We start from the raw sequence: 21,209 nt of genomic DNA, 5'->3' as shown, positions 1-21,209 counted from the left end.
GAGTCATGGAGACGATGGAAGTCGAGACTCGGAGCGCGCCGGCCGTCGCGCCCGGGGTCTGGCCGGTCGCCTGGACGGCGATCGTCGGCGGCCTGGGGGTGCTGTTCGCGTCGACCACCGTGGCCGTCGCGGTCGAGCCGCTCGCCGGGATCCTCGGCGTGCCGCTGTCGACGGTGCAGTGGATCAGCACCGGCTACCTGCTGGCGCTGGCCGTGGTGGTGCCGATCGTGCCGTGGGCGCAGGACCGGATCGGCGGGCGGCGGCTGTGGATCGTCGGGCTGGCGGTGTTCCTCGTGGCCTCCCTGCTGGCCGCGGTGGCGTGGGACGCCCCGTCGCTCATCGCCTTCCGTGCCCTGCAGGGCGCAGCGGGCGGCATCCTCATGCCGATGATGGCGACGCTCGTCATGCAGGCAGCGGCGGGCAAGGGGCTCGGCCGCGTGATGGCGGTGGTCAGCATGCCTGCCGTGCTCGGCCCGATCCTCGGCCCGGCGCTCGGCGGCCTCGTGCTCGACACCCTCGACCGGCACTGGCTGTTCGTGGTCACCGTGCCGTTCGCGGTCGGCGGCATCCTCATGGCGCTGCGGTACCTGCCGAAGGACGAGCCCACCCGGCCGACACGGCTCGACGTCGTCGGGTTCGTGCTCATGGCGCTCGGCCTGGCAGGCGTCCTCTACGGCCTGAGCAACGCCAGCAAGGAGGGCGGCTTCGGACACCCCGACGTGCTGGCGCCCCTCGTGGCGGGCGTCGCGGCCATCGCCCTGTTCTCCTGGCGGACGCTGCGCCGCACCGAGGACCCGCTCATCGACCTGCGGCTGCTGCGGCACGGCGCGCTGTCCTCGTCGACCGTGCTGCTGCTCCTGTCGGGGTTCGCGCTCTACGGCGCGATGCTCCTGGTCCCGCTGTACTTCCAGCAGCTGCGCGGCGCCACGGCGCTCGAGGCCGGCCTGCTGCTCATCCCGCAGGGCGTCGGCACGCTGGCCAGCCGCACGGTCGCCGTCCGGCTGGCCGAGAAGGTCGGTGCCCGGTGGGTGGTCCTGGTCGGGTTCGTGATCGTCGCCGTCGGCACGCTGCCGTTCCTCACCGCGACCGAGCACACGAGCCTCGTGCTGATCAGCGGCTTCCTGCTGGTGCGCGGTCTCGGCCTCGGCGCGGTCACCGTGCTGCTCATGGCGCTGGCCTTCGAGGGCCTGGCGCGCGACGAGGTGCCGCACGCGAGCGTCATCAGCCGCATCGGGCAGCAGCTCGGCGGCTCGTTCGGCACGGCGGTGCTCGCCGTCGTCCTCCAGTCCGCCGTCGCAGCGGCCGACACCCCTGCTGACGGTTTCCAGGTCGCGTTCTGGTGGGCGACCGGCTTCACGGTCGCTGCCGTCGCGCTCTCGCTCCTGCTCCCGCGCCGGGCGGTGTGAAGGGTCGGGTCGGAGGCGTCGCGACCTCGGTGGTCAGAGGGGAGCCGAGGCCAAGGGGGGCGTGAGACCATGGGGCCGGTACCGGAGGTCCCTCCGGTCGAGCCAGGCCGGCACCACCGGAGGAAAGCCCCGCCATGACCGACGAGACCTCGAGCGCCGCCCCGCGCCGACGGCGGGCCGACGCCGAGCGCAACCGCCAGGCGCTGCTCGAGGCCGCCCGCGCGGCGCTCGCCGACGGAGCCGCGCCCTTCTCGCTCGAGGCCGTCGCGCGCGCGGCGGGCGTCGGGATCGGGACGCTCTACCGGAACTTCCCGACCAAGGAGTCGCTGGTCGCCGCGGTGTACGAGGCACAGGTCACCGAGCTGATCGACGAGGCGGGCCGCCTGCTCGACCGGCTGCCGCCCGGTGAGGCGCTCGGGGAGTGGCTGCGCCGGTTCGCGCACCTGGCCGCGACGAAGCGAGGCATGCTCGACGCGTTGCGCCGGGGCGTCCTGGAGTCCGTGCAGCAGGACGACGTCGCGGGCCGGCGCGGCCGGCTCGCCGCCGCGATCGCGCCGATCCTCGACGCGGGCGCCCGCGACGGGAGCCTGCGCGGCGACGTCCAGGCGGAGGACGTCGTGGTGCTGGCGGCAGGGGCGCTCATGCCGGTCGAGGTCGACGCGGCCCGGGTCGAGCGGCTGCTCGGGCTCGTGACGGACGCGCTCCGTCCGGCCTGAGGGCTGCGCGAGCCCGGTGCGCCGCAGTGACGGTGCAGCCGCCCGCGGTGGTCCGCGGTCGGAACAACATCGTCCACGCGGCGGTTGCCCGACGTGTGAGAGCTATCGGATTGTACGAGTACGGCGGTCCCGAGGTGCTGCAGGTGCTGGACCTGCCGGAGCCCCAGGTGGGCCCGGGAGAGGTCCGCATCCGGGTGCACGCCGCCGCTGTCAACCCAACGGACGTCATGCTGCGCACGGGCGGGCACGCGGTCCGGTCGACCGCACGTCCGCCGTTCGTGCCCGGCATGGACGTGGCCGGTGTCGTCGACCAGGTCGGCCCCGGTGTCGGTGACCGGCTCGTCGTCGGGCAGCCGGTCATCGGGATGGTGCTGTTCGTCGGGCCGCGCGGTGGCGCCTATGCCGACAAGGTCGTCCTGCCTGCGGCCTCGGTGGTGCCCGCCCCGGCGGGGGTCGGCCTCGCTGCGGCGTCGACCCTCCTGATGAACGCGCTCACGGCGCGGATGGCGCTGGACGTCGCGGGGCTGCGCCCGGGAGACACCGTGGCCGTCACCGGAGCGGCCGGGGCTGTCGGCGCCTACGCGATCGAGCTCGCCACGGCTGACGGCCTGACCGTCGTCGCTGATGCCGCGGAGCGGGACGTCGACCTGGTCCGCTCCTTCGGTGCGGACCACGTGGTCGAGCGCGGTGCCGGCGTCGCGGAGCAGATCCGCGAGATCGTGCCGGCCGGCGTGCCCGCCCTCGTGGACGGTTCGGACCAGCGCGCTGCCGTGCTGCCCGCCGTCGCCGACGGCGGCGTGGTGGCCGAGATGCGGGGATGGGAAGGTCCGGGGGAGCGCGGCATCACGGTGCACCCGCTCATGGTCGCCGACCGGATCGAGGACACCGAGGCGCTGGACACCCTCCGTCGGCAGGTCGAGGAGGGCGCGCTCAGCCTCCGGGTCGCCGAGGTCCTGCCCGCAGAGGAGGCGGCGAAGGCGCACGCCATGCTCGAGGCGGGCGGCCTGCGCGGTCGGCTGGTGCTCGACTTCACCTGACGGCGCCCCCGATACCCACGCGCTCGCTGCCCGCACCAGCTCGTCGTGCGAGACGTGCTCGAAGGCGGGCAGGGTCAGGAAGTGGCGCGCGACGGTCAGGCCGAGGATGCCGCTCACGGCCAGCAGGGCGCGCACCTCGGCGTCGTCGCCCTCGAACGAGGCCGCCAGGTTCTCGACGCGCTCCTGGAGAAAGGCGCGCACGGTCGCCTCGGCCTCGGGCGAGGTCAGCATGGAGGCGACGAGTGCGCGGGTCTCGGGCGGGAGTCCCTGCATCCGCACGTCGAGGACAGCGGCCAGGTGTTCCGCCGCGCCGCCCTCGTCGCCGGCGGGCAGCTCCGCCGCGATCGCGAAGAGGTCGGCCTTCGAGCCGTAGTGCTGCATCACCAGGGACGCGTGCACCCCGGCACGGTCGGCGATCGCCCGGATCGTCGCGCCGCGGTATCCGTGCAGGGCGAACTCCTCCCGGGCTGCGGCGAGGATGCGCTCGGCGGTCTGGGCGCGCTTCTGATCGCGCGTGGTGGCAGCCATGACGTTCACTATACGACCGTTGAGCAAAGTGCTACGCTCGGCTCAACAGATGTTGAGCGAACGAGAGGCGCGCCATGATCGCGATCGAGGAGCACTGGACGTCGGCCGGGCTGACCGGGGCGCTGAAGGCGCAGCCCACCGGGCTGCGCGACGACAGCCTCGCCCTCAACGAGAGGGGGGACCACCTGCAGCGTCTCGAGGACCTGGGGGATGTCCGCCTCGCCGCGATGGACGAGCAGGGGGTCGATCTGCAGGTGCTCTCGCTCGCACCACCCGGGCCGGGCGCGCTCGCCCCGGCCGACGCGGTCGCGATGAGCCGGGAGCTCAACGATGTCGCCGCCGACGCGGTGGCGCGCCACCCGGACCGGTTCCGGGCGCTGGCCACCCTCCCGCTGGCCGACCCGGCGGGGGCCGCCGCCGAGCTGGAGCGCGCGACGCGGCTCGGCGCGGTCGGCGTCATGCTCTACGGCAGGACCGGCGACACACCGCTCGACGACCCGCGCTACGACGAGGTGCTCGGCCTGGCGGCGTCGCTCGGGCAGCCCGTGTTCATCCACCCCCAGATCCCCGCCCGCGCGGTGCGGGAGGCTGCGTACGGCGGGTTCGACGACGCCGTCGGCCTGGCGCTGTCCACCTTTGCGTGGGGGTGGCACCTGGAGGCGGCGCTCGCCACGCTGCGCCTGGTCGCCCGCGGGGCCTTCGACCGCCACCCGGACCTCCAGGTCGTGCTGGGCCACTGGGGCGAGCTGCTGCTGTTCTGGCAGGACCGCGTGGGCAGCCTCTCGCGCGTGGCCTCGCTCGACCGCCCGGTCGCCGAGGTGCTCCGGGAGAACGTGCACGTCACGGCGTCGGGCATGCTCTCGCCCGCCCTGCTGCGGCACGCGCTCGAGGTGACGACGGCCGACCGCCTGATGTTCTCGACCGACTACCCGTTCCAGCACCCGACCCGGCCGCAGATCGACGCGTTCCTCGGCGAGCTGGGCCCGGCGGACCGCGCGGCCTTCACCGACGGCAACGCCCGCAAACTCTTCCGGATCGACGCCGGGGTCGTGTGACCGAGATCTTTCCGACAGGTTGTCGGAAAGAGCGTACGATGGAGATGTGACACAGGTTCCCGAACGATTCCACCGGCTGCGCTGGTGGGGGCTCGCCGCGATCTCGCTCGGCGTGGCCCTGATCATCATGGACTCCACGATCGTCGCCGTCGCGACACCGGAGATCGTGGCATCCCTCGATCTGAGCACCACCCAGGTGCAGTGGATCCAGGAGGTCTACACCCTCGTCTTCGCGGCGCTGCTCATGGTGTGGGGCGTGATGAGCGACCGCCTCGGTCGTCGCCGTCTCCTCGTCGTGGGGCTCGTGCTCTTCGTCGGCGCGAGCGTCCTGTGCGCCTTCGCACCGACCGGCACCTGGCTCGTCGCCGCGCGTGCGCTGCAGGGCATCGGCGGCTCGATGATCCTGCCGACCACGCTCGCCCTGCTCAACGCCACGTTCCGCGGCACGGAGCGCGGGATCGCGTTCGCGGTGTGGGGCTCGACCATCGGCTCGATGGCCGCCGTCGGACCGGTCCTGGGCGGCTGGCTCACCTCCGCGTACTCCTGGCACTGGGCCTTCTGGATCAACGTGCCGTTCGGCGCGCTGGTCGTCGTCGGGGTGCTGCTCTGCGTCGCCGAGTCCCGGCAGGCCGAGACCGGCCGCTTCACCGACTGGGTGGGCGCGGCGATGTCGGTGCTCGGGTTCGGTCTGCTCGTCTTCGCGCTCATCGAGGGCCGCACCTACGGCTGGTGGCAGCCCACCGACGCGGCGCCCGTGACGCTCGGCGGCCTCAGCGTCATCCCGCTCGTCGTCGTCCTCGCCGTCCTCGTGCTGGCCGCGCTCGTGCTGCGGGAGCGCGCCCGGGTCGCGGCGGGGCGGTCCGTGCTGCTCGACGTCTCGCTGTTCCGCATCCGCTCCTTCGCCACCGGCAACGTCACGGCCCTGACCGTCTCGCTCGGCGAGTTCGGCCTCATCCTGTCCCTGCCGCTGTGGTTCCAGTCCGTGCTCGGCATGGACGCGCTCCGGGCCGGCCTCGCGCTCCTGCCGCTCGCCGTCGGCTCGTTCCTGGCCACGGGCGCCGTGCGCTCGCTGTCCCGGCACCTGTCGGCCGTGCAGCTCGTGCGTCTCGGCATCGTGCTCGAGATCGTCTCGCTCGCGGCGCTGGCCCTGCTCGTCCGGCCCGACTCGTCCGCGTGGGCCTCGGGCGTGCCCCTGTTCTTCTACGGCATGGGCGTCGGCTTCGCGACGGCGCAGCTCACGCAGCTCATCCTCGTGGACGTGCCGCTCGACCGGTCGGGCCAGGCGTCCTCCACCCAGTCGACGGCGCGCCAGGTCGGCTCCTCGCTCGGCATCGCGATCCTCGGCACCGTGCTGTTCACGACGCTGCGGACCGGCACGGAGGCGCGCACGGCCGACCAGGTCGCGGCGGACCCCGGCCTCGGCAAGCTCGTCGACGCCGTGTCGGACTCGGCGGGCGCCCTGATCGGCCCGCTCTCGGAGAACCCCGCGACGGCTGCCGTCGCGGAGGCGGCCCGCGCGGCGCTCACCCAGGGCGTGTCCCACGCCGCGTGGGTCGGTGTGGCCGTGCTGGTGGTCGGCCTGCTCACCACGATCCCGCTGGGCAAGCGACCGGAGCCCGCGCTGCCCGCGGCGTCCGACACCGGCGCCGCCTGAGGCACAGGTCCCGGCGAGGTCGGACCGCTCAGCGTCCGGTGCCGACCGCGTACGCGTCGATCACCGTCTCCGAGAACGTGGCGCCCGCGGCGTCCCGGACCTCGGAGCGCAGCGACACCGTGGTCGCACCGGGCGGGGCCGTGACCGTCGCGGTGTACGCGCCCTCGGCGCCCTGGCCCGGCTTCCCGGGCTTTCCGGGCTCACCCGGCTTGCCCGGTCCACCTGGCTTGCCCGGTCCGCCGGCCGGCTCGACGCGGACCGGGGTCCAGTGCGCGCCGCCGTCCGTCGAGGACCACAGCTCGACGCTCGTCACGGGGGCGGCCCCGGACGCGCCGTCCTGGTGCGAGACCCGCAGGTCCAGCGTGGCGCGCCGGTCCGCGGTGTTGTGCACGTCCAGGCCCTGCACCCCGTAGTCGAGCTGGAGCAGCGGCAGCACCTCAGGCGCCGTCGTGCGGCCGGAGGTGAACCCCCACTCGGTGGTCACGTCGGTCGCCAGCGGCCACCACGGCTCCTCGCGCTGCGTCTCCAGCCGGATGCGGAAGCGGTCGGTGCCGGTGCCGACGTCCTGGGTCGTGAAGGTGCCGGACGCGTCGTCGACCAGCAGGTCGTCACCCTGCCAGACCCGGAACCGGCCCGTCGAGGACTGGTCCGGACCCCACTCCTGGGCGTGGCCCGCGCCGTCGACCCGGTAGGGCAGGTCGACCGCGAGGGTGCTGCCGTCGCGGTGGACCGCCGCCTCCTGCGGCGACGCCGGGGCGGGCCAGAGACCACCGTGGTACACCGCGGTGTTGTAGGTCTCCTTCGGCTGCCGGCCGGGCGAGTACGTGACCGGCTGCCCGAGCATCCACGCGGGCCAGGCGTTGAGGCCCTGTGCCGCGGTGGCGTCGCGCCGGAACTGCACGCCGGGCTCGGTCGAGTAGTACACCGTGCGGCCGGTGACCGGCCCGTCCGGCCACGTCACCTGCCAGCCGCTCAGCGTGGTGCCGCTGGTGATCGTGACCTGCTCGGCGATGCGGACCCCTGCGGGGAACGGCGTGGTCGAGCGCAGCTCGGTCTCGACCTCGGCGAGATCCTTGGCCGACGACCGGTACGTGAGCGACCGGGGTACCGCCCGGCCGTCCTCGTGGTAACCGAGCACGTACTGGTAGGCCGGGGTCACGCGGCCCGTGCCGCGCAGCGTGGCACCGCGCCGTCCCGCGTCCAGCAGGGCCTGGGCGATGTCGCGCCGCAGCGTGAGGGTCGGCAGCGCCTGGTCCTCCATCGTGTTGATCGTGTAGTTGTCGACCTGGTGGAAGAACGGCCCCGGCGTCGAGCCGTACACGACCAGGGCCGCGGCCCCGGCGTCACGGGCGGCCTGCGACTGCGGGTTCAGCGACGGGTCGCCGGTGTCCTCGATCAGCACGACGGCGCCCTTCGCCTGCACGGCGGCGAGCTCCTCGGGCGTGCCCGTGCCGCCGTCCACGATCCGCGCCGACAGCGCGCCGTCGTACTTGGGCGAGCGCACCGCGTAGGCCAGATCGCGGGACACGTCGAGCGGCTTGCCCTTGCCGTGCGTCGAGACGTCGAGCAGCGGCTGGTCCAGGAGGAACCGCGACGTCACCGTGAGGTCGCCCGCGAGCGGGGTCGTCTCGCGCAGCACGTACGCGTCGAGGTCCATGCCGCCGATGTAGTCGCCTGTGCTGGCCGAGACGCTCGTCATCACCGGCCACTCCCGGCCGGGCAGCATGCGGATCACGTCCGCGCTGAGCGCGCGGGGCCGGGCCTTCCGCGGCGTCTCGGCGCGGACGGGGACGGGCTCGCCGTCCAGCACGAGCGTGGCGCCGCTGGTCGTCAGGTCGGCGTCCTGGGCGAAGGTCACGACGGTGTCGAGGAAGTCGGCGTCCGGGGAGACCGCGTCGAACAGCTGCCCCTGCACGGCGTACCGGCCGGCCGGGAGCCGCACCTCGGCGACACCGTCCGTGAACTGGAACCACTGGTTCACGTTCGGGTCGTCGATGCCGTGGATCCAGCCGGAGTCGGGGTTGTTCGCGGGCGTCCCGCGGAAGCGGTCGGCCTCGATGCGCAGCGTGTACATGTCCGGGTCCACCTGGAAGGCGAGCACCGTGCGCACGGCGGGGAACCCGGTGCCGGAGGCGCGGAGCACGCCGGCGAACAGGTCGGGGTCGTCCGCGCGGGGATCGATCGTCACGTCGGCCGACGCGGTCCCGTGGGCGGGGACGGTCAGGCTGTCGGTGGACAGCGTGCCCACCCCGGCCGGGACCGGCTCACCGTCCCCGGCGTTGAGGGAGAGGCTGAGCGTCACCTCGACGTCGGTGTCCGAGTCGTTCGTGTACGTCACGGTCTGGGTCCGGGGCTCCTGGTCGGCGCGCAGGTCGTCGAACAGGCCGAACGAGAGCGACGCGGGCGTGGCCCACACGGTCTGCTCGAGCGCGCCCGGCACCCAGGTGCGGCCGGCGCCCTCGGCGAACACCGAGTTGCCCGTCGGCTCGGCCGAGCCCATGAGCACGGACTTCATGGCCTCGCCGTCCAGGTCCGGTCGCGCCTGCTTGAGCAGGGCGGCCGCGCCGGCGACGTGGGGGGTCGCCATCGAGGTGCCGGACATCGCTGCGTACCGGTCGCCGACCGGCTCGCCGATGGAGGTTCCCGCGGCGCGCGCCGCGACGATGCCGTCGCCGGGCGCCGTGATGTCGGGCTTGATGGCCAGGTCGCCGTACCGCGGTCCCATGGAGGAGAAGGAGGCGATGCGGTCGTCGTCCGACACCGCGCCGACGGTCAGGGCCGAGTCGGCGGTGCCGGGGGTGGTGACGGTGAACGGCGTGCCGCCGTTGCCCTCGTTGCCGGCGGCGATCGTCACGAGCGTGTCGTAACGCGCCGAGATCGAGTCGACGGCGAGCGCGGACGGGTCGGTGCCGTCGGTGTACCCACCGCGCACCCCGAGGCTCATGTTGATGACGTCGGCGCCGTTGGACGCCGCCCACTCCATGGCGTCGATGGCCCACGACTCCTCGCCCTGGCCCTCGTCGTTCAGCACACGGGCGTTGAGCAGACGGGCGCCGGGCGCGACGCCGCGGTTCTCGCCGTCGGAGGCCTCGCCGGTCCCGGCGATGATGGAGGCGACGTGCGTGCCGTGGCCGAGCACGTCGGTCGTGCTCCCGGAGCCGGTGAAGTCCTGCTCCAGGGTGACGACGCCCTCGTCGAGGTCCGGGTGGCCGGTGTCGATGCCCGAGTCGAGCACCGCGACGGTCACTCCTGTGCCGTCCACGCCTTCCGCCCACGCATCGGTGGCGCCGATCTGCGGCGTGGAGTCGGCGTCGGACACCTCCAGCGGGGCGTCGAGCCACACCTTGCCGACGGTCGCGCCGTCCTTGACGGCGTCCAGGAGGGCGGGTGCGCCCTCGGCAGGGACGTCGCCCGCGACCGCGTCGATGGACTCGAGGGTGCGGTCCGCCTCGACGTCGAGCGTGCGCCAGGTCGGCGCGGCCGCACGGGCGGCCGTGGCCGTGGTGGTCTGCACGATCACCGGGAGCGGGTTGTCGCGGCCTGCCGCCTTGTCCACCGCGGCCACGTCGAACAGCCGGAGGTCCAGCTGGTCGGGCACGAGGCCCGCCACGTCGGACGGGATGACGAAGTAGTGGCCTGCGGTGTCACCGAAGGCGTCGTAGGTGACGGGCATCCCGTCGGGCCGCGGCGCCGCCTCGAACCCGACGACGGGTGTGCCGTCGGCGGCGGTGCCGGTGGTGACCCGGTCGCCGGTGATGAGGGTGACATCGGTGTCGGGGACCGAGGGCGGCGACTGGCCGGCGGCGGAAGCGCCCGGCGGCGCGGGGGGAGGCGTGGCGTCTTCGGCGGCCGCCGTGGGCAGGACGCCCACGACGAGGGCGGCAGCAGTGGCCGCGACGACCGATCTGTGTCTTCTCACGACGAACTCCAGTGCTCTGCGGTCCGGGATGCCGGACCTGTCGCGGGAGACGCTGGCAGTCGTCGGGTGCGGTCATGTGACGGAGAGATGACAAAAACGTTTCATCGGAACCGACGGAAGTGTCGGGTTCGGCCCGATCGCCGGCCGGGTCGGCTCCGCACCAGATGCCGCGTGACCGCCGCGACGATCGTGCCGCCGACCAGGGTCCCGAGCAGCACCAGGACGGCGCCGACCGCCCAGAGCCCGGAGTCGTCGGTGGCGGCCGCCTGGTAGGACCAGGCTGCGGTGAAGGGGAGCGCCACGCCGAGCACCGCGAGCCAGGCCGGCAGGAGGACGGTGCCGATCACCACCAGCGCGACCAGCGCGACGACGCACGCGATCACCTGGACGGGACCGTACGGGCCCGACGCGTCGCCGGTGGACGGGTCGACGTGCTGCGTCGTGTCCTGGCCCAGTGCCCACCAGGTCGCCACGGACAGCGCCGCCAGGGTGAACGTGGCCAGGGCGGTGAGGTACGGGTTGCGCGTCGTCATGGGCCCATTCAACAGGTCGCGTCCCACAGGTCACGACCGCCGCGGCGCGTCCGCGACGTGCAGCCAGGCCCCCTTGGCCCACCGCCGCAGGTCGAGCACCTCGACCAGCACGAGCCGGCGCGGCGCCCACGCGTAGGCGATCGTGTCGCGGTACTCGATGCCGTCGCGCTCCCACACCAGGCGGGCCCTGACGGGCACCCAGCAGTCGCGCTGCGCCCGCCGGCGGGGGATCGGCTGCTCGTTGAGCAGCCGCTGCCACCGGTCGCGGGAGGAGTCCCAGCTGTGGTGGGTCGGGTCGTGGAAGCCTGGGGCCGGGCTGGTGGTGCCGGTGGTGCGGTCGTGCATGCGCCGAGTGTGCCGTATGTCGAACAGATGTTCTATTCGGTCAGCGCCTGGGAGGGCGGTGGTCAGTCCTGCGGCAGCCCGAGGTACGGCCCCAGCAGCCGGCGCAGGGGCGCCAGTGCCGCCTCCCGCTCCTGCGTGGTGGCCTCACGCTGCCGCCCGCGGATCTCCTGGGTGGCGCTCAGCAGCATGGCGTCGACGATGTCCGCCGTCGTGTCGGGGTCCGGGTCGCCCAGCTCGCGCAGCGCGTCGCGCAGCGGCTCCTGCAGCGCGGTGTGGAAGTCCTGCATGGGGCCGCGCAGCACCGCGGGCTCGACGACGCTGCCCAGCGCCCGAGCGACGGCCTGCTCGGACCCGCCGAAGAACGCGACGTTGCTCTCCACGTACGCCCACACCTTCTCGCCGGGCGTCGGCGCGGCGTCGATCGCGCTGCGGATGCGGCGCGTCCAGTCGGGGAAGACGTCCGCGACGACCGCCGCGAGCAGGTCCTCGCGGGAGCGCGCGTACTCGTAGACGCTGGTGCGCGCGAGACCGGCCCGCTTGCCCACCGCCGCGAGCGAGGGTGCCTGGCCGGTCTCGGCGAGGAGGGACCGTGCCGCCTCCAGCACCGCCCTGCGCTGGTTCTGCCGGTGCTCGGCGACGGTCGCTGCGGTGATGCGCGGCACGGTACCTCCAGGTCTCTCAGTCGGTTGCTACCTCCAGGATGCCGTCCATCATCCGATAGACGGTGCCGCAGTGGCTCAGCACGTCGTGGTCGTGCGTCACCATCACCGTAGCCACCCCGTTGGCGTGCGCCTCGTGGGCGAGCAGCGCGACGACCTCCTGGCTGCGGTGCCGGTCGAGCGCCGCGGTCGGCTCGTCGACCAGGAGCAGGTCGGGGCTCGTCATGAGCGCGCGGGCGATGCCGACGCGCTGGCGCTCGCCGCCCGAGAGCTTGTCCGGGCGGTGGGCGCGGTGCGTCATCCCGACGTCGGCCAGGAGCTCCATCGGGTCGCGCGGGCGGGCCACGCGCCCGAGGGTGAGCGGCAGGCGCAGCTGGTCCACCGCGGTGAGCGACGGCAGCAGGTTGCCGCTTCGGAACACGAACCCGATGCGCGTGCGGCGCACCTCGGCCAGGCGGCGCGCGCTGAGCCCGGTGAGGTCGGTGTCCCCGATGCGGACCCGACCGGAGTCCGGGGTGATGAGGCCGCCCGCGACCGCGAGCAGGCTCGACTTGCCGGACCCCGACGGGCCGACGACGGCGACGAACTCGCCGGCCGCGACCGTGAGCGAGACGTCGTCGAGCGCCGTGACGGTGCTCTCGCCGTCGCCGTGCACCAGCGTGACGCCGGCGATCTCGAGCCCGGTGCGGGTCGCCACGGTGTGGTCGTGCTCATCGGTAGCCTCCCAGGGCGGTCAGCGGGTCGACCCGCGTGATACGGAGGACGGCGATCGCCGCGCCGATCATGCCGAGGACGACGAGCGGCGCGGCCGCGGCGGCCACGGGTGCCGCCTCGAGGGCGAACGGCATGGGCGACGACGAGATGCCCGCCCCGAGCAGCAGGCCGGCACCGACGCCCACCACGGTGGAGCCCACCAGGAGCACCGCCGACTGCGTGAGGCTGTCGCGCAGCAGGTAGCGCGTGCTCGCGCCGACGGCGCGGAGCACCGCGATCTCGTGCCTGCGCTGGATCGTCACGACGGTGAAGAACGCCCCGACGACGAGCGCGGAGATGACGTAGAGGAACCACTGGATCATCTGCAGCGTCGAGATCTCGGCCGTGTAGCCGGGGGAGGCCCCGAACGACTGCTCGAGCGTCATCGACGTCGTGCCGAGCGCGGCGTCGGCCGCCGCCAGGTCGACGTCGGCGCCGTCGGCGAACCGGACCGCGACGGCGGTCGCGTCGTCGTGGACGTGGTCGGGGACGGGCTCGCCCGGCCGGACGCCTGCGCGCACCTCCTGCCAGGTGGTCAGGTCGACGTACCCGACGTCGACGTGCCCGTAGGTGTGCTGGCCGTCGAGGAAGCCGACGACCTCGAGCTCGGTGCCGATCTGGTCGACGGTGACGACGTCGCCCACGGCGACGCCCTCGTCCTGCAGCGTGCCCGCGAGCACGATCTCGCCGGGGCCGGCCAGGGCCGCTCCGGTCGTGGCCTCGGGGGCCAGCCAGGAGCCCGGCTCGACACCGAACAGCGCGAGGTCGATGTCCACGTCGTCGTCCGTGGTGGTGTTGACCAGGGTGTTGCCGAACGGCGTCGCCTCGGCGACACCGTCGCGGTCGGCCCACTGCTGGGCCACGTCCACGTCCACGACGGAACGGGAGAACGCCGAGGTCTTGTCGACCTCGGACTGGAAGGCGAAGGACGACACCGGGAGCTTCTGCAGCCCCGAGACGCCGTCGTTGACCAGGCCGACCGACAGGCCGGACAGGAGGACCATGAGCAGCCCGATGAGGGCCACGACCGAGCCCATGAGGGCGAACCGGCCCCGTGCGAAGGACAGCTCTCGCCAGGCTAGGAACACGTCGGCTCACCGCCGAGGTTTATCGACATTATGTCGGCAAGATTACCGCGAGGTCGGCGGAGTGCGGGACGGCTGTGACGCGATCCACTCGACGCGACCGAGGGCCGGGTGGGCCGCAGTCGCCGTCGCGAGCTCGAGGTAGTCACCTGGCGAGGTAGTCATCCGGCGAGGTAGTCATCTGGCCCGGGCCGGCTCACCGGGGCGCGCCGTCCGCCGGTAGCGGCTCGGCGAGACGCCGACGGCTCGCGTGAAGGCGTGGCTGAACGAGCTCTCCGAGGCGTAGCCGAGGCGCGTCGCGAGGGCGGCGACCGTCGTCGTGGTGTCGCGCAGGGCGCGCCGGGCCAGCCGGATCCGCCACCGCGCCAGATAGGTGAGCGGCGGCTCGCCCGCCACCGCCCGGAACCGGTGGGCGAAGTGGCTGCGCGACATCCCCACGGCGGCCGCGAGCTCGGCCAGGCCCCAGCCGCGGCCCGGCTCGGCGTGCATCAGCACGACGGCCGGACGCAGCACCGGGTCGGCGAGCAGGCGCAGCCAGCCCGGCCTGTCCAGGGCGTCGGACCCCAGGCCGGCGCGCAGCACGTGCAGCAGGAGGAGCTGTGCGTGCTGGTCGGCGGCGAAGGCCGCACCGGGCCGGTCGTCCGTCAGCTCGCCGGACACCCGCTCGAGCAGACGGCGGATCTCCCCGGCCTCCGTGCTGTCCGCCCCGGTCCGCAGCACCCGGGGCAGGACGGCGGTGAACAGCCCGGCGGACGCCGGGTCGAGCTCGACGTGCCCGCCGAGCACGGCGGCGTCGTCGCCGTCGCCGTACCGGACGACGGCGTCCGCACCCGGCTCTGCTCCGGGGGCCTCGACGGGGCGGAGCGCGGGGTCGCTGGTCAGCACCATGGTCCGCACGCCGTTGAGCACCACGGCGTCACCGGCCGTCAGGTGCAGGGGCGGCTCGTCGTCGGCGACGAGCCAGCACGAACCGCGTACCACGGCGTCGAGCTTGACCGGGGCGTCCGTCGGGAACCGGACCGACCACGCTCCACCCGCGCGCAGCTCGCCCGTGACGACGCACCGCGCGTCGGCGAGCGCCAGGATCTCGGAGAGCGGGTCGACGGCCATGGACCGGACTCTAGTTCAAGTTCGGGCGATCCAGAAGCATTCACAGTGCGGCGCCCTGCCCTCAGGCTGGAGGCATGGAACGAGTCACCTTCAACAACGGCAGCATCGAGATGGTCGGGAACCTGCACCTCCCGCCGGGGTTCGACGAGCGTGAGCGGTACGCGGCGGTCGTGACCGTGCACCCGGGCAGCGGCGTCAAGGAGCAGACGGCGGGCCTCTACGCCCGGCGGATGGCGGAGCGCGGGTACGTCGCCCTCGCCTACGACGCGTCCTACCAGGGGGAGAGCGGCGGCGCGCCGCGCTTCCTCGAGGACCCGGCCGCGCGCGTGGCGGACGTGCACGCGGCCGTCGACCACCTGGCCTCCCTCGGCTTCGTGGACGCCGACCGCATCGGCGTCCTCGGGATCTGCGCGGGCGGCGGCTACGCGGTCAACGCCGCCCTGACCGACCACCGCATCGCGGCCGTCGGGGCGGTCTCCGTGGTCAACCTCGGCCGCGCGTACCGCGAGGCCGGTGGCCCGGCGGGCGACCTCGCCGCGAGCCTCGCGGCCGTCGCGCGGCAGCGGACCGCCGAGGCGCAGGGCGCCGAGCCGCTCGTCGTGCCGTGGACGCCGGCGACGGCGGAGGACGGTGTCCGGGCAGGGCTCGGGGACACCGACGTCATGGACGCGATCGACTACTACCGCACGCCCCGGGGCGCGCACCCGCGCTCGTCGAACCAGCTCCTGTACCGCAGCGCGGCGCTGCTGCTCGGCTTCGACGCCTTCCACCTGGCCGAGGAGCTGCTCACGCAGCCGCTCCAGGTGGTCGTCGGGAACCGGGTCGGCGCCGCCGGGTCCGACCGGGACGGGCACGAGCTGTACCGCCGCGCGGCGGGCCCGAAGGACCTGCTCGTGGTCGACGGCGCGGGCCACTACGACCTCTACGACCGCCCGCAGTACGTCGACCAGGCGGTCGACCGGCTGGCGGAGTTCTACGGGCGGTACCTGGCGGCGGAGGAGGCAGGCGAGCCCCTGGCCCGGGTGGCGGGCGGTCCGGAAGAATCGGCGCCGCCCGCCCGCAACGAACAGGAGCCCTCATGAGTGCGACCTCACCGACCCGGCTGACGGTCGGCGTCTGGCTCGTCGTCGACGGTGTGCTCGACAACGAGGTCCACCGTCTGATCCACGACGGGCACGACCTGGACGCGTCGGAGGTGGTGCGTGCCCGGGGCCTGCGTGCCCGCGGCTGGGAGCTGTGCCGCGCACACCCGCGGCGTGGTGAAGGGCCGGTGGGCTGGCCGCCGCGTGACGCGGCGTTCGACCTCGAGCTCGACGTCGAGACGCTCCGGTACCTGGTCGAGCGATGTGCCTGGGCGCTGTCCGTCAGCGAGCGGCTCGTCGCGGCCGCGCCGCACGACCAGCGCGGCGCGCAGGAGGAGGACGCCGCACGAACCCGTGAGGCCCTGGCGCTGCTGCGAGCGATGGCCGCCGAGGCAGGCTGACGCGTGACCTCAGCGCACCGCGCGGCGCGCCCGGTCGAGGTTGCGGACGAGCTCGTCGCGGGTCTGCCCGTCGAACGAGGCGTTCCACGCGGGCGTGCCCGGCCCGACGCGCCACGACTCGCTCAGCGGGGTGAGGCCGACGGCGTCGTAGCCGAGCGCGTCGTACAGCTCCGCCACGGCCCGGACGGCGTCGGGGTGGTCGCTCGCGACGACGAGCGCCTTCCGGTCGGGTACGCCGGCCGGGCGGGACAGGCGGACCAGGGCGGGCACGGCGTCGCTCGGCACCCGCAGCGGCGAGCGGGGGTGGAACTGGACGTGCGTGAACGCGGCGGCGACCCGTGAGGTCGGCAGCCGGCGCTGACGCAGTTCGTGCACCGTGACGCGGCCGGCCTCCACGTCGGGGCACGTGCCGTCGCGCCACGCCATGTAGTTGTTCGTGTCGACGACGACCTTGCCCACGAGCTCGGCGGCGGGCAGCTCGTCGTCGGGCCGGTACGGGAACGCGGTCACCGCGAGGTCGGCCGCCGCCGCGGCGTCGGCGGCCCACGCGGCGCGCGCCCGCGGGCCGAGCGCGCGCACGAGCGGCTCGAGCGTGCGGGGCGAGCGGCTGTTGGCGAGGACGACGTCGTAGCCGACCGTCACGAGCGCCTGCGCCAGGGTGCTGCCGGCCTGGCCTGCGCCGAGGATGCCGATGGTGGTCACGTCCACGACGCTAGGCCGGGCGCCGGGGTGGCGGCCAGGGCCGTGGCGAGCCGGGGTCGTGACAGACCCCCCGCAACGCGCGCCGGTCAGATCCAGCCGCGCTCCTCGGCGAGCAGCACCGCTTGCTGCCGCGTGGTGACCTGCAGCTTGGCGAGCACCGCCGAGACGTGGTTGCGCACCGTGCCGGGCGCGAGCGAGAGGCTGCGCGCGATCTGGGCGGTGGTCTCACCGTGCCGCCCGGCGCGCAGCACGTCGAGCTCGCGGTCGGTCAGCGGCGGACGCTCGTCGCTCAGGGCGTCGGCGGCGATCTCCGGGTCGACGTACCGCTCGCCTGCGGCCACGCGCCGGATGACGGCGGCCAGCTCGTGCGCCGAGCGTGACTTCGGCACGAACCCCGCCGCGCCGGCGGCCAGCGCGCGCCGCAGCACACCCGGGCGCGCGTGCCGCGTGACGACGACGCACCGCGTCGGCACCGTGCGGTTGAGCTGCTCGGTCACCTGGACGCCGTCGAGCCCCGGCATCTCGAGGTCGAGGAGGCACACGTCCGGCTGCAGCCGGACGGCGGCGGCCACGGCCTGCGCACCGTCGGCGGCCTCCGCGACGACGTCGATGTCCGGCTCGAGGCGCAGCAGCGCGGCCAGAGCCGACCGGATCATCCCCTCGTCGTCCGCCAGCAGCACGCGGATCATCGGGCAGCCTCCTTGTCCGTCACAGCGGGCTCCGTCGGCCGGTCGGGCACCGTGACCACGACCGTGAACGTCTCGCCCTCGCGGCGGCTCACGAGCGCGCCGCCGACGTCGGCCGCGCGCCGCGCCAGTCCCTCGAGGCCGGCGCCCCCCGACCCGTCCGGGACGCCGTCGTCGCCCCGGCGGGCGACGTCGTTGGCGATCTCGTACCGCCACGCCCCGTCCGTGCGCGCGAGCGAGAGGTGGGCCCAGCGCCCCCCGCCGTGCCGCAGCACGTTGGTCGTCGTCTCGCGGATCACCGGGCCGAGGGCGTCGGCGGGGGCGTCGTCGGCGCCCGGGTCGACCGTCGTCCGGACCGACGTACCGGCCGCGCGCAGGAGGTCCGCGGCGTTGGCGAGCTCGTCCCGCAGCGGCACCGACCGGAACCGGGTGGCCAGGTCGCGCGTGCCCTGCCGGGCGTCGTCCACGCTCGCCCGTGCGGCGCGCAGCTGCTCCATGCCGGCCTCCGGGTCCTGCGGCATGAGGCGCTCGGCGAGCTCGAGCTGCAGGGCGACCACCTGGAGGTGGTGCCCCTGCAGGTCGTGCACGTCGTGGGCCAGGCGCAGCCGCTCCTGGGTCGCGGCGAGGCGCGCCTCCGACGCGCGGGCGCGGTCGAGCCGCACGAGCACGTCCCACCACCACAACGAGGAGACGGTCATGACCGGCAGGAGCACCGCGAAGAACACGAGCTGGTACCAGTCGGGCGAGCTGGCGCCCGCGTGGACGTCCACCACGGCGAGCGCCGCGAGAAGGGCCGTGACCGCGAGCGTGACCCGTGCGCGCACCCCGGGCGGCCAGTTGAGCAGCACGAGCGCCTGGGCCAGCGGCAGGACGGCGTAGAGCCACGCCCCCGTCACCGGACCCGCGACCGCGCCGTAGACGGCGGAGACCACCAGGGCTGCCAGGTGCTGCCGCCACACCACGAGCGGCGCGTCCTCCGCGCGGTGCCGGTAGCTCCGCAGCGGGAGCAGGGTCACGGCCCACCACACCAGGCCGCCGGCGCCCAGCAGCCGGGCCGTGGTGACGCCGAACCGTGCGGTGACGAGCGCGTCGACGAGGAGCAGGACGACGGTGAGCTGGAAGAAGGCGATGGCCACGGCGATGTACCACCACGTGGCGCTGATGCTCCGTGTGAGCCGGAGCGCGGCGGTGGCGCCGGGCTCCGGCGAGGGGTCGGTGGGCCCGGGCCTGCTGCTCATCCGCCCAGGCTACGGCCATGACACATGTCATGGCCGGGGGTGCGCCGGCGTCCGCGGGACGGTGACGTGACGACACTTCTGGGCCGGGGGTGCCGGGCGGTGGACTGGGTGCACCCGCCGGGGCCTCCCGACGGTGACACTCTCGTCCCCCAGGAGCAGACCATGGACGTCGTCGGAACCCTTCAGGAGCTCGTCGGGCAGGTGCCCGCCCTCGTGCGACCGCTGATCGTCGCGCTCGCCGGCGCCATCCCCTACGTCGAGGGCGAGGGCGGCGCGGTCCTCGGCATCGTCAGCGGGATCCACCCGGTCGTCGCCGCCGTCGCCGCGGCGGCGGGCAACTTCCTCGTCGTGGCGGGGCTCGTCCTGCTCGGCTCGGGCGCGCGCCAGGCCGTCGTCGCCCGCCGGCGCGCGGGCTCCGTGGCGGTGGCGGAGGCGCCGGAGGACGAGCGCCGTGCTGCCCGGCGGGCGAAGTTCACGCGGGCGTACGAGCGGTACGGCGTGCCGGGCGTGAGCCTGCTCGGTCCGCTGCTGCTGCCCACGCACTTCACCGCCACGATGCTCGCGGCCACCGGGGTCGGCAAGGCGCGGGTCCTCGTCTGGCAGGCGGTGGCGATCGTCGGGTGGACGACGCTGACGGCGCTCCTCGTCACGGGCGTGCTCGGCGCGGTCCGCTGACCCACCCCCCTTCCCGCCGAGGTAGTCACGTGACTACCTCGGCGATTTGTCGTGCGGGGTGGGAGGGGGCGCGGCTAGGGTCCTGTCGGCCGACACCCGACGAGGAGTGCTGATGTCCCACGTGCCCGATCCCGCGAAGCGGAACCCGTCCACGCGTGACGACCTGACCAACGTCGTCTTCCTGCGCACCGAGGTCACCTCCCCGTACCTCGAGGTGGGCGAGTACACCTACTACGACGACGAGGGCCACCGGCCGCCGTTCGAGAAGGCAAACGTCCGGTACCTGTACGGACCGCAGCGGCTCGTGATCGGCCGGTTCACGGCGATCGCGCCCGGCGCGTCGTTCCTCATGCCGGGTGGCAACCACCCGATGGCCGGCCCGTCGACCTTCCCGTTCACGATGTTCGGCGGCACGTGGACCGAGAACACCCTCGACGCGTTCCTCGCGATCGAGCAGCCCGGGGACACGGTCGTCGGCAACGACGTGTGGATCGGCCGGGACGCCACGATCATGCCGGGCGTCACCATCGGCGACGGCGCGGTGGTCGGCGCGCACAGCGTGGTGACCAAGGACGTCGAGCCGTACACGATCGTCGCGGGCAACCCGGCCCGTCCGGTCCGGATGCGTTTCGAGCCCGCCGACGTCGAGCGGCTGCTGGCGGCGCGCTGGTGGGACTGGCCGACCGAGAAGATCACCGAGCACGCCGCGACGATCATGGCGGGCACGCCCCGGGACATCGAGCGGCTGGCGGGGGAGTAGCGACGGCGAGCCGCGCCGCCCGTCGTTACGGTGGGGCACATGGAGATGCCCGTCGCTCAGACCCGCCCCGTTCTCGTGTTCGACGTGCTCGGCACCGTCGTCGACCAGGTGGGGAGCCTGCGGCGCCGGCTCGGGGAGGTCGCGGGGCTCGACGAGGCCGCTGCCGCGGACGTGGCCGGGCGGTGGCTCGACCACGTGGGGGAGCAGGAGCAGGCGGTCGCCGACGGCGCCCGACCGTTCGTGCCGAGCCACGAGCTCGACCACGAGGCGGTGAGCCTGCTGGTCGCGCAGGGCCTGCTGCCGCAGGAGTCCGCCGACGGTCTCGCGGACGCCTCGCAGTGGCAGCGGCCCTGGCCCGACTCGGTCGCGGGGCTGGACCGGCTGGCGGACCACGTGACGCTGGTCGCGCTGTCGAACGCGAGCCGCCGCGACCTCACCGGGTTCGGCGCCCGTGCCGGGCTGCGCTGGCACCAGGTGCTCTCGGCGCAGGACGCCGGCACCTACAAGCCGGCCCGCGCGGTCTACGAGCTCGCGTTCGCGTGCGCGTCGTCGGGGTCGGACACGCCGTACATGGTCGCCGCCCACGCGTGGGACCTGCGGGCGGCCGCCGCCGCCGGGATGCGCACCGCGTACGTGCCGCGCGAGAACGGTGACGAACCTCGGCCGGACGACGCCTTCGACCTGTACGCGCGCGACCTCGCGGACCTGCACGCGCAGCTGGTCGCCGGCAGCTAGGGGCAATGCCGGGAAGTTAGGGCGTTGCGTGTGGTGTCAAGACCGTGTTTGTGCTGGTAGCAGCAGCGAAGCTCCTGTAGTTGAGAGCAGTCCGCCAAGACAGCCTTCACCGCAGGAGCTTCGCCGTGTT

20 protein-coding genes and 1 pseudogene are annotated in these 21,209 nt (G+C 74.1%); 10 read left to right on the top strand and 11 right to left on the bottom strand.

The window, feature by feature from the left end; translation table 11 throughout:
• The first annotated feature begins 5 nt into the window (after nt 1-5).
• From HLB15_RS08205 to HLB15_RS08195, 3 genes are all read left to right on the top strand, one after another.
• On the top strand, nt 6-1,406 hold the full coding sequence (locus HLB15_RS08205) for an MDR family MFS transporter (RefSeq protein ID WP_171104814.1): 1,401 nt from the start codon (nt 6-8) through the stop codon (nt 1,404-1,406).
• 134 nt (nt 1,407-1,540) lie between these two features.
• Nucleotides 1,541-2,122, top strand: coding sequence for a TetR/AcrR family transcriptional regulator (locus HLB15_RS08200; RefSeq protein WP_171104813.1), 582 nt, complete (start codon nt 1,541-1,543; stop codon nt 2,120-2,122).
• 95 nt (nt 2,123-2,217) lie between these two features.
• Nucleotides 2,218-3,159, top strand: a complete 942-nt coding sequence (locus tag HLB15_RS08195) for an NADP-dependent oxidoreductase (protein ID WP_171104812.1) — start codon at nt 2,218-2,220, stop codon at nt 3,157-3,159.
• Between the two features lie 78 nt (nt 3,160-3,237).
• Here HLB15_RS08195 and HLB15_RS24970 read toward each other — a convergent pair.
• Nucleotides 3,238-3,687: pseudogene (locus tag HLB15_RS24970) on the bottom strand (TetR/AcrR family transcriptional regulator); the annotation flags it as partial.
• Between the two features lie 74 nt (nt 3,688-3,761).
• On the opposite strand from HLB15_RS24970, the gene HLB15_RS08185 reads away from it, so the two are divergent.
• Nucleotides 3,762-4,742: an amidohydrolase family protein gene (locus tag HLB15_RS08185; protein ID WP_171104811.1), complete on the top strand. Its 981-nt coding sequence runs from the start codon at nt 3,762-3,764 to the stop codon at nt 4,740-4,742.
• 46 nt (nt 4,743-4,788) lie between these two features.
• A complete protein-coding gene (locus HLB15_RS08180; RefSeq protein ID WP_229785696.1) occupies nt 4,789-6,396 on the top strand; it encodes an MFS transporter in 1,608 nt (535 codons plus the stop codon).
• A gap of 28 nt (nt 6,397-6,424) precedes the next feature.
• On the opposite strand, the gene HLB15_RS08175 is transcribed toward HLB15_RS08180, so the two are convergent.
• From HLB15_RS08175 to HLB15_RS08145, 7 genes are all read right to left on the bottom strand, one after another.
• Nucleotides 6,425-10,315 carry a S8 family peptidase gene (locus HLB15_RS08175; RefSeq protein WP_171104810.1) on the bottom strand — a complete coding sequence of 1,297 codons (3,891 nt, stop codon included), beginning with the start codon at nt 10,313-10,315 and terminating at the stop codon, nt 6,425-6,427.
• Between the two features lie 101 nt (nt 10,316-10,416).
• Entirely contained in the window at nt 10,417-10,848 is a 432-nt protein-coding gene (locus HLB15_RS08170) for a hypothetical protein (protein ID WP_189087164.1), read from the bottom strand.
• Between the two features lie 30 nt (nt 10,849-10,878).
• Nucleotides 10,879-11,193 carry a hypothetical protein gene (locus HLB15_RS08165; RefSeq protein ID WP_171104809.1) on the bottom strand — a complete coding sequence of 105 codons (315 nt, stop codon included), beginning with the start codon at nt 11,191-11,193 and terminating at the stop codon, nt 10,879-10,881.
• Nucleotides 11,194-11,255: 62 nt separating this feature from the next.
• On the bottom strand, nt 11,256-11,855 hold the full coding sequence (locus HLB15_RS08160; RefSeq protein WP_171104808.1) for a TetR/AcrR family transcriptional regulator: 600 nt from the start codon (nt 11,853-11,855) through the stop codon (nt 11,256-11,258).
• Between the two features lie 16 nt (nt 11,856-11,871).
• Nucleotides 11,872-12,549, bottom strand: a complete 678-nt coding sequence (locus tag HLB15_RS08155; RefSeq protein ID WP_171104807.1) for an ABC transporter ATP-binding protein — start codon at nt 12,547-12,549, stop codon at nt 11,872-11,874.
• A gap of 13 nt (nt 12,550-12,562) precedes the next feature.
• A complete protein-coding gene (locus HLB15_RS08150) occupies nt 12,563-13,693 on the bottom strand; it encodes an ABC transporter permease (RefSeq protein WP_171104806.1) in 1,131 nt (376 codons plus the stop codon).
• 174 nt (nt 13,694-13,867) lie between these two features.
• Complete coding sequence (locus tag HLB15_RS08145) at nt 13,868-14,800, bottom strand: AraC family transcriptional regulator (RefSeq protein WP_171104805.1); 933 nt, start codon at nt 14,798-14,800, stop codon at nt 13,868-13,870.
• Between the two features lie 74 nt (nt 14,801-14,874).
• On the opposite strand from HLB15_RS08145, the gene HLB15_RS08140 reads away from it, so the two are divergent.
• Together HLB15_RS08140 and HLB15_RS08135 are read left to right on the top strand one after the other, a co-directional pair.
• Nucleotides 14,875-15,882 (top strand): alpha/beta hydrolase, encoded by a 1,008-nt coding sequence (locus HLB15_RS08140; protein WP_171104804.1) that lies wholly within the window; start codon nt 14,875-14,877, stop codon nt 15,880-15,882.
• Nucleotides 15,879-16,283 carry a hypothetical protein gene (locus tag HLB15_RS08135; protein WP_171104803.1) on the top strand — a complete coding sequence of 135 codons (405 nt, stop codon included), beginning with the start codon at nt 15,879-15,881 and terminating at the stop codon, nt 16,281-16,283. Before HLB15_RS08140 ends, HLB15_RS08135 begins: the two co-directional genes overlap by 4 nt.
• A gap of 9 nt (nt 16,284-16,292) precedes the next feature.
• On the opposite strand, the gene HLB15_RS08130 is transcribed toward HLB15_RS08135, so the two are convergent.
• The 3 genes from HLB15_RS08130 to HLB15_RS08120 form a co-directional block, all read right to left on the bottom strand.
• The gene (locus HLB15_RS08130) at nt 16,293-16,985 is read right to left on the bottom strand and encodes an NADPH-dependent F420 reductase (RefSeq protein WP_171104802.1); all 693 of its coding nucleotides are present in this window, start codon (nt 16,983-16,985) and stop codon (nt 16,293-16,295) included.
• Between the two features lie 86 nt (nt 16,986-17,071).
• Nucleotides 17,072-17,674 carry a response regulator transcription factor gene (locus HLB15_RS08125; protein WP_171104801.1) on the bottom strand — a complete coding sequence of 201 codons (603 nt, stop codon included), beginning with the start codon at nt 17,672-17,674 and terminating at the stop codon, nt 17,072-17,074.
• The gene (locus tag HLB15_RS08120; RefSeq protein ID WP_171104800.1) at nt 17,671-18,909 is read right to left on the bottom strand and encodes a sensor histidine kinase; all 1,239 of its coding nucleotides are present in this window, start codon (nt 18,907-18,909) and stop codon (nt 17,671-17,673) included. The genes HLB15_RS08125 and HLB15_RS08120 overlap by 4 nt, the downstream gene beginning before the upstream one ends.
• A 162-nt stretch (nt 18,910-19,071) precedes the next feature.
• On the opposite strand from HLB15_RS08120, the gene HLB15_RS08115 reads away from it, so the two are divergent.
• The 3 genes from HLB15_RS08115 (at nt 19,072) to HLB15_RS08105 (ending at nt 21,079) form a co-directional block, all read left to right on the top strand.
• Nucleotides 19,072-19,584: a small multidrug efflux protein gene (locus HLB15_RS08115; protein ID WP_171104799.1), complete on the top strand. Its 513-nt coding sequence runs from the start codon at nt 19,072-19,074 to the stop codon at nt 19,582-19,584.
• 112 nt (nt 19,585-19,696) lie between these two features.
• A complete protein-coding gene (locus HLB15_RS08110) occupies nt 19,697-20,344 on the top strand; it encodes a CatB-related O-acetyltransferase (protein ID WP_171104798.1) in 648 nt (215 codons plus the stop codon).
• Between the two features lie 39 nt (nt 20,345-20,383).
• Nucleotides 20,384-21,079, top strand: coding sequence for a haloacid dehalogenase type II (locus tag HLB15_RS08105; RefSeq protein ID WP_229785695.1), 696 nt, complete (start codon nt 20,384-20,386; stop codon nt 21,077-21,079).
• The last annotated feature ends 130 nt before the right edge of the window (nt 21,080-21,209 follow it).

The sequence above is a fragment of the Promicromonospora citrea genome (assembly GCF_013004695.1).
Lineage (GTDB): Bacteria > Actinomycetota > Actinomycetes > Actinomycetales > Cellulomonadaceae > Promicromonospora > Promicromonospora citrea.
The sequence above is the reverse complement of the archived record's forward strand: the minus strand, read 5'-3'. Positions and strand labels throughout refer to the sequence as shown.

What these genes read in the sequence shown, in the direction of transcription:
- HLB15_RS08205 (WP_171104814.1), top strand. Translation starts at nt 6, where the DNA reads ATGGAGACGATGGAAGTCGAGACTCGGAGCGCGCCGGCCGTCGCGCCC.
- HLB15_RS08200 (WP_171104813.1), top strand. Translation starts at nt 1,541, where the DNA reads ATGACCGACGAGACCTCGAGCGCCGCCCCGCGCCGACGGCGGGCCGAC.
- HLB15_RS08185 (WP_171104811.1), top strand. Translation starts at nt 3,762, where the DNA reads ATGATCGCGATCGAGGAGCACTGGACGTCGGCCGGGCTGACCGGGGCG.
- HLB15_RS08170 (WP_189087164.1), bottom strand. Translation starts at nt 10,848, where the DNA reads ATGACGACGCGCAACCCGTACCTCACCGCCCTGGCCACGTTCACCCTG.
- HLB15_RS08165 (WP_171104809.1), bottom strand. Translation starts at nt 11,193, where the DNA reads ATGCACGACCGCACCACCGGCACCACCAGCCCGGCCCCAGGCTTCCAC.
- HLB15_RS08145 (WP_171104805.1), bottom strand. Translation starts at nt 14,800, where the DNA reads ATGGCCGTCGACCCGCTCTCCGAGATCCTGGCGCTCGCCGACGCGCGG.
- HLB15_RS08140 (WP_171104804.1), top strand. Translation starts at nt 14,875, where the DNA reads ATGGAACGAGTCACCTTCAACAACGGCAGCATCGAGATGGTCGGGAAC.
- HLB15_RS08135 (WP_171104803.1), top strand. Translation starts at nt 15,879, where the DNA reads ATGAGTGCGACCTCACCGACCCGGCTGACGGTCGGCGTCTGGCTCGTC.
- HLB15_RS08125 (WP_171104801.1), bottom strand. Translation starts at nt 17,674, where the DNA reads ATGATCCGCGTGCTGCTGGCGGACGACGAGGGGATGATCCGGTCGGCT.
- HLB15_RS08120 (WP_171104800.1), bottom strand. Translation starts at nt 18,909, where the DNA reads ATGAGCAGCAGGCCCGGGCCCACCGACCCCTCGCCGGAGCCCGGCGCC.
- HLB15_RS08115 (WP_171104799.1), top strand. Translation starts at nt 19,072, where the DNA reads ATGGACGTCGTCGGAACCCTTCAGGAGCTCGTCGGGCAGGTGCCCGCC.
- HLB15_RS08110 (WP_171104798.1), top strand. Translation starts at nt 19,697, where the DNA reads ATGTCCCACGTGCCCGATCCCGCGAAGCGGAACCCGTCCACGCGTGAC.
- HLB15_RS08105 (WP_229785695.1), top strand. Translation starts at nt 20,384, where the DNA reads ATGGAGATGCCCGTCGCTCAGACCCGCCCCGTTCTCGTGTTCGACGTG.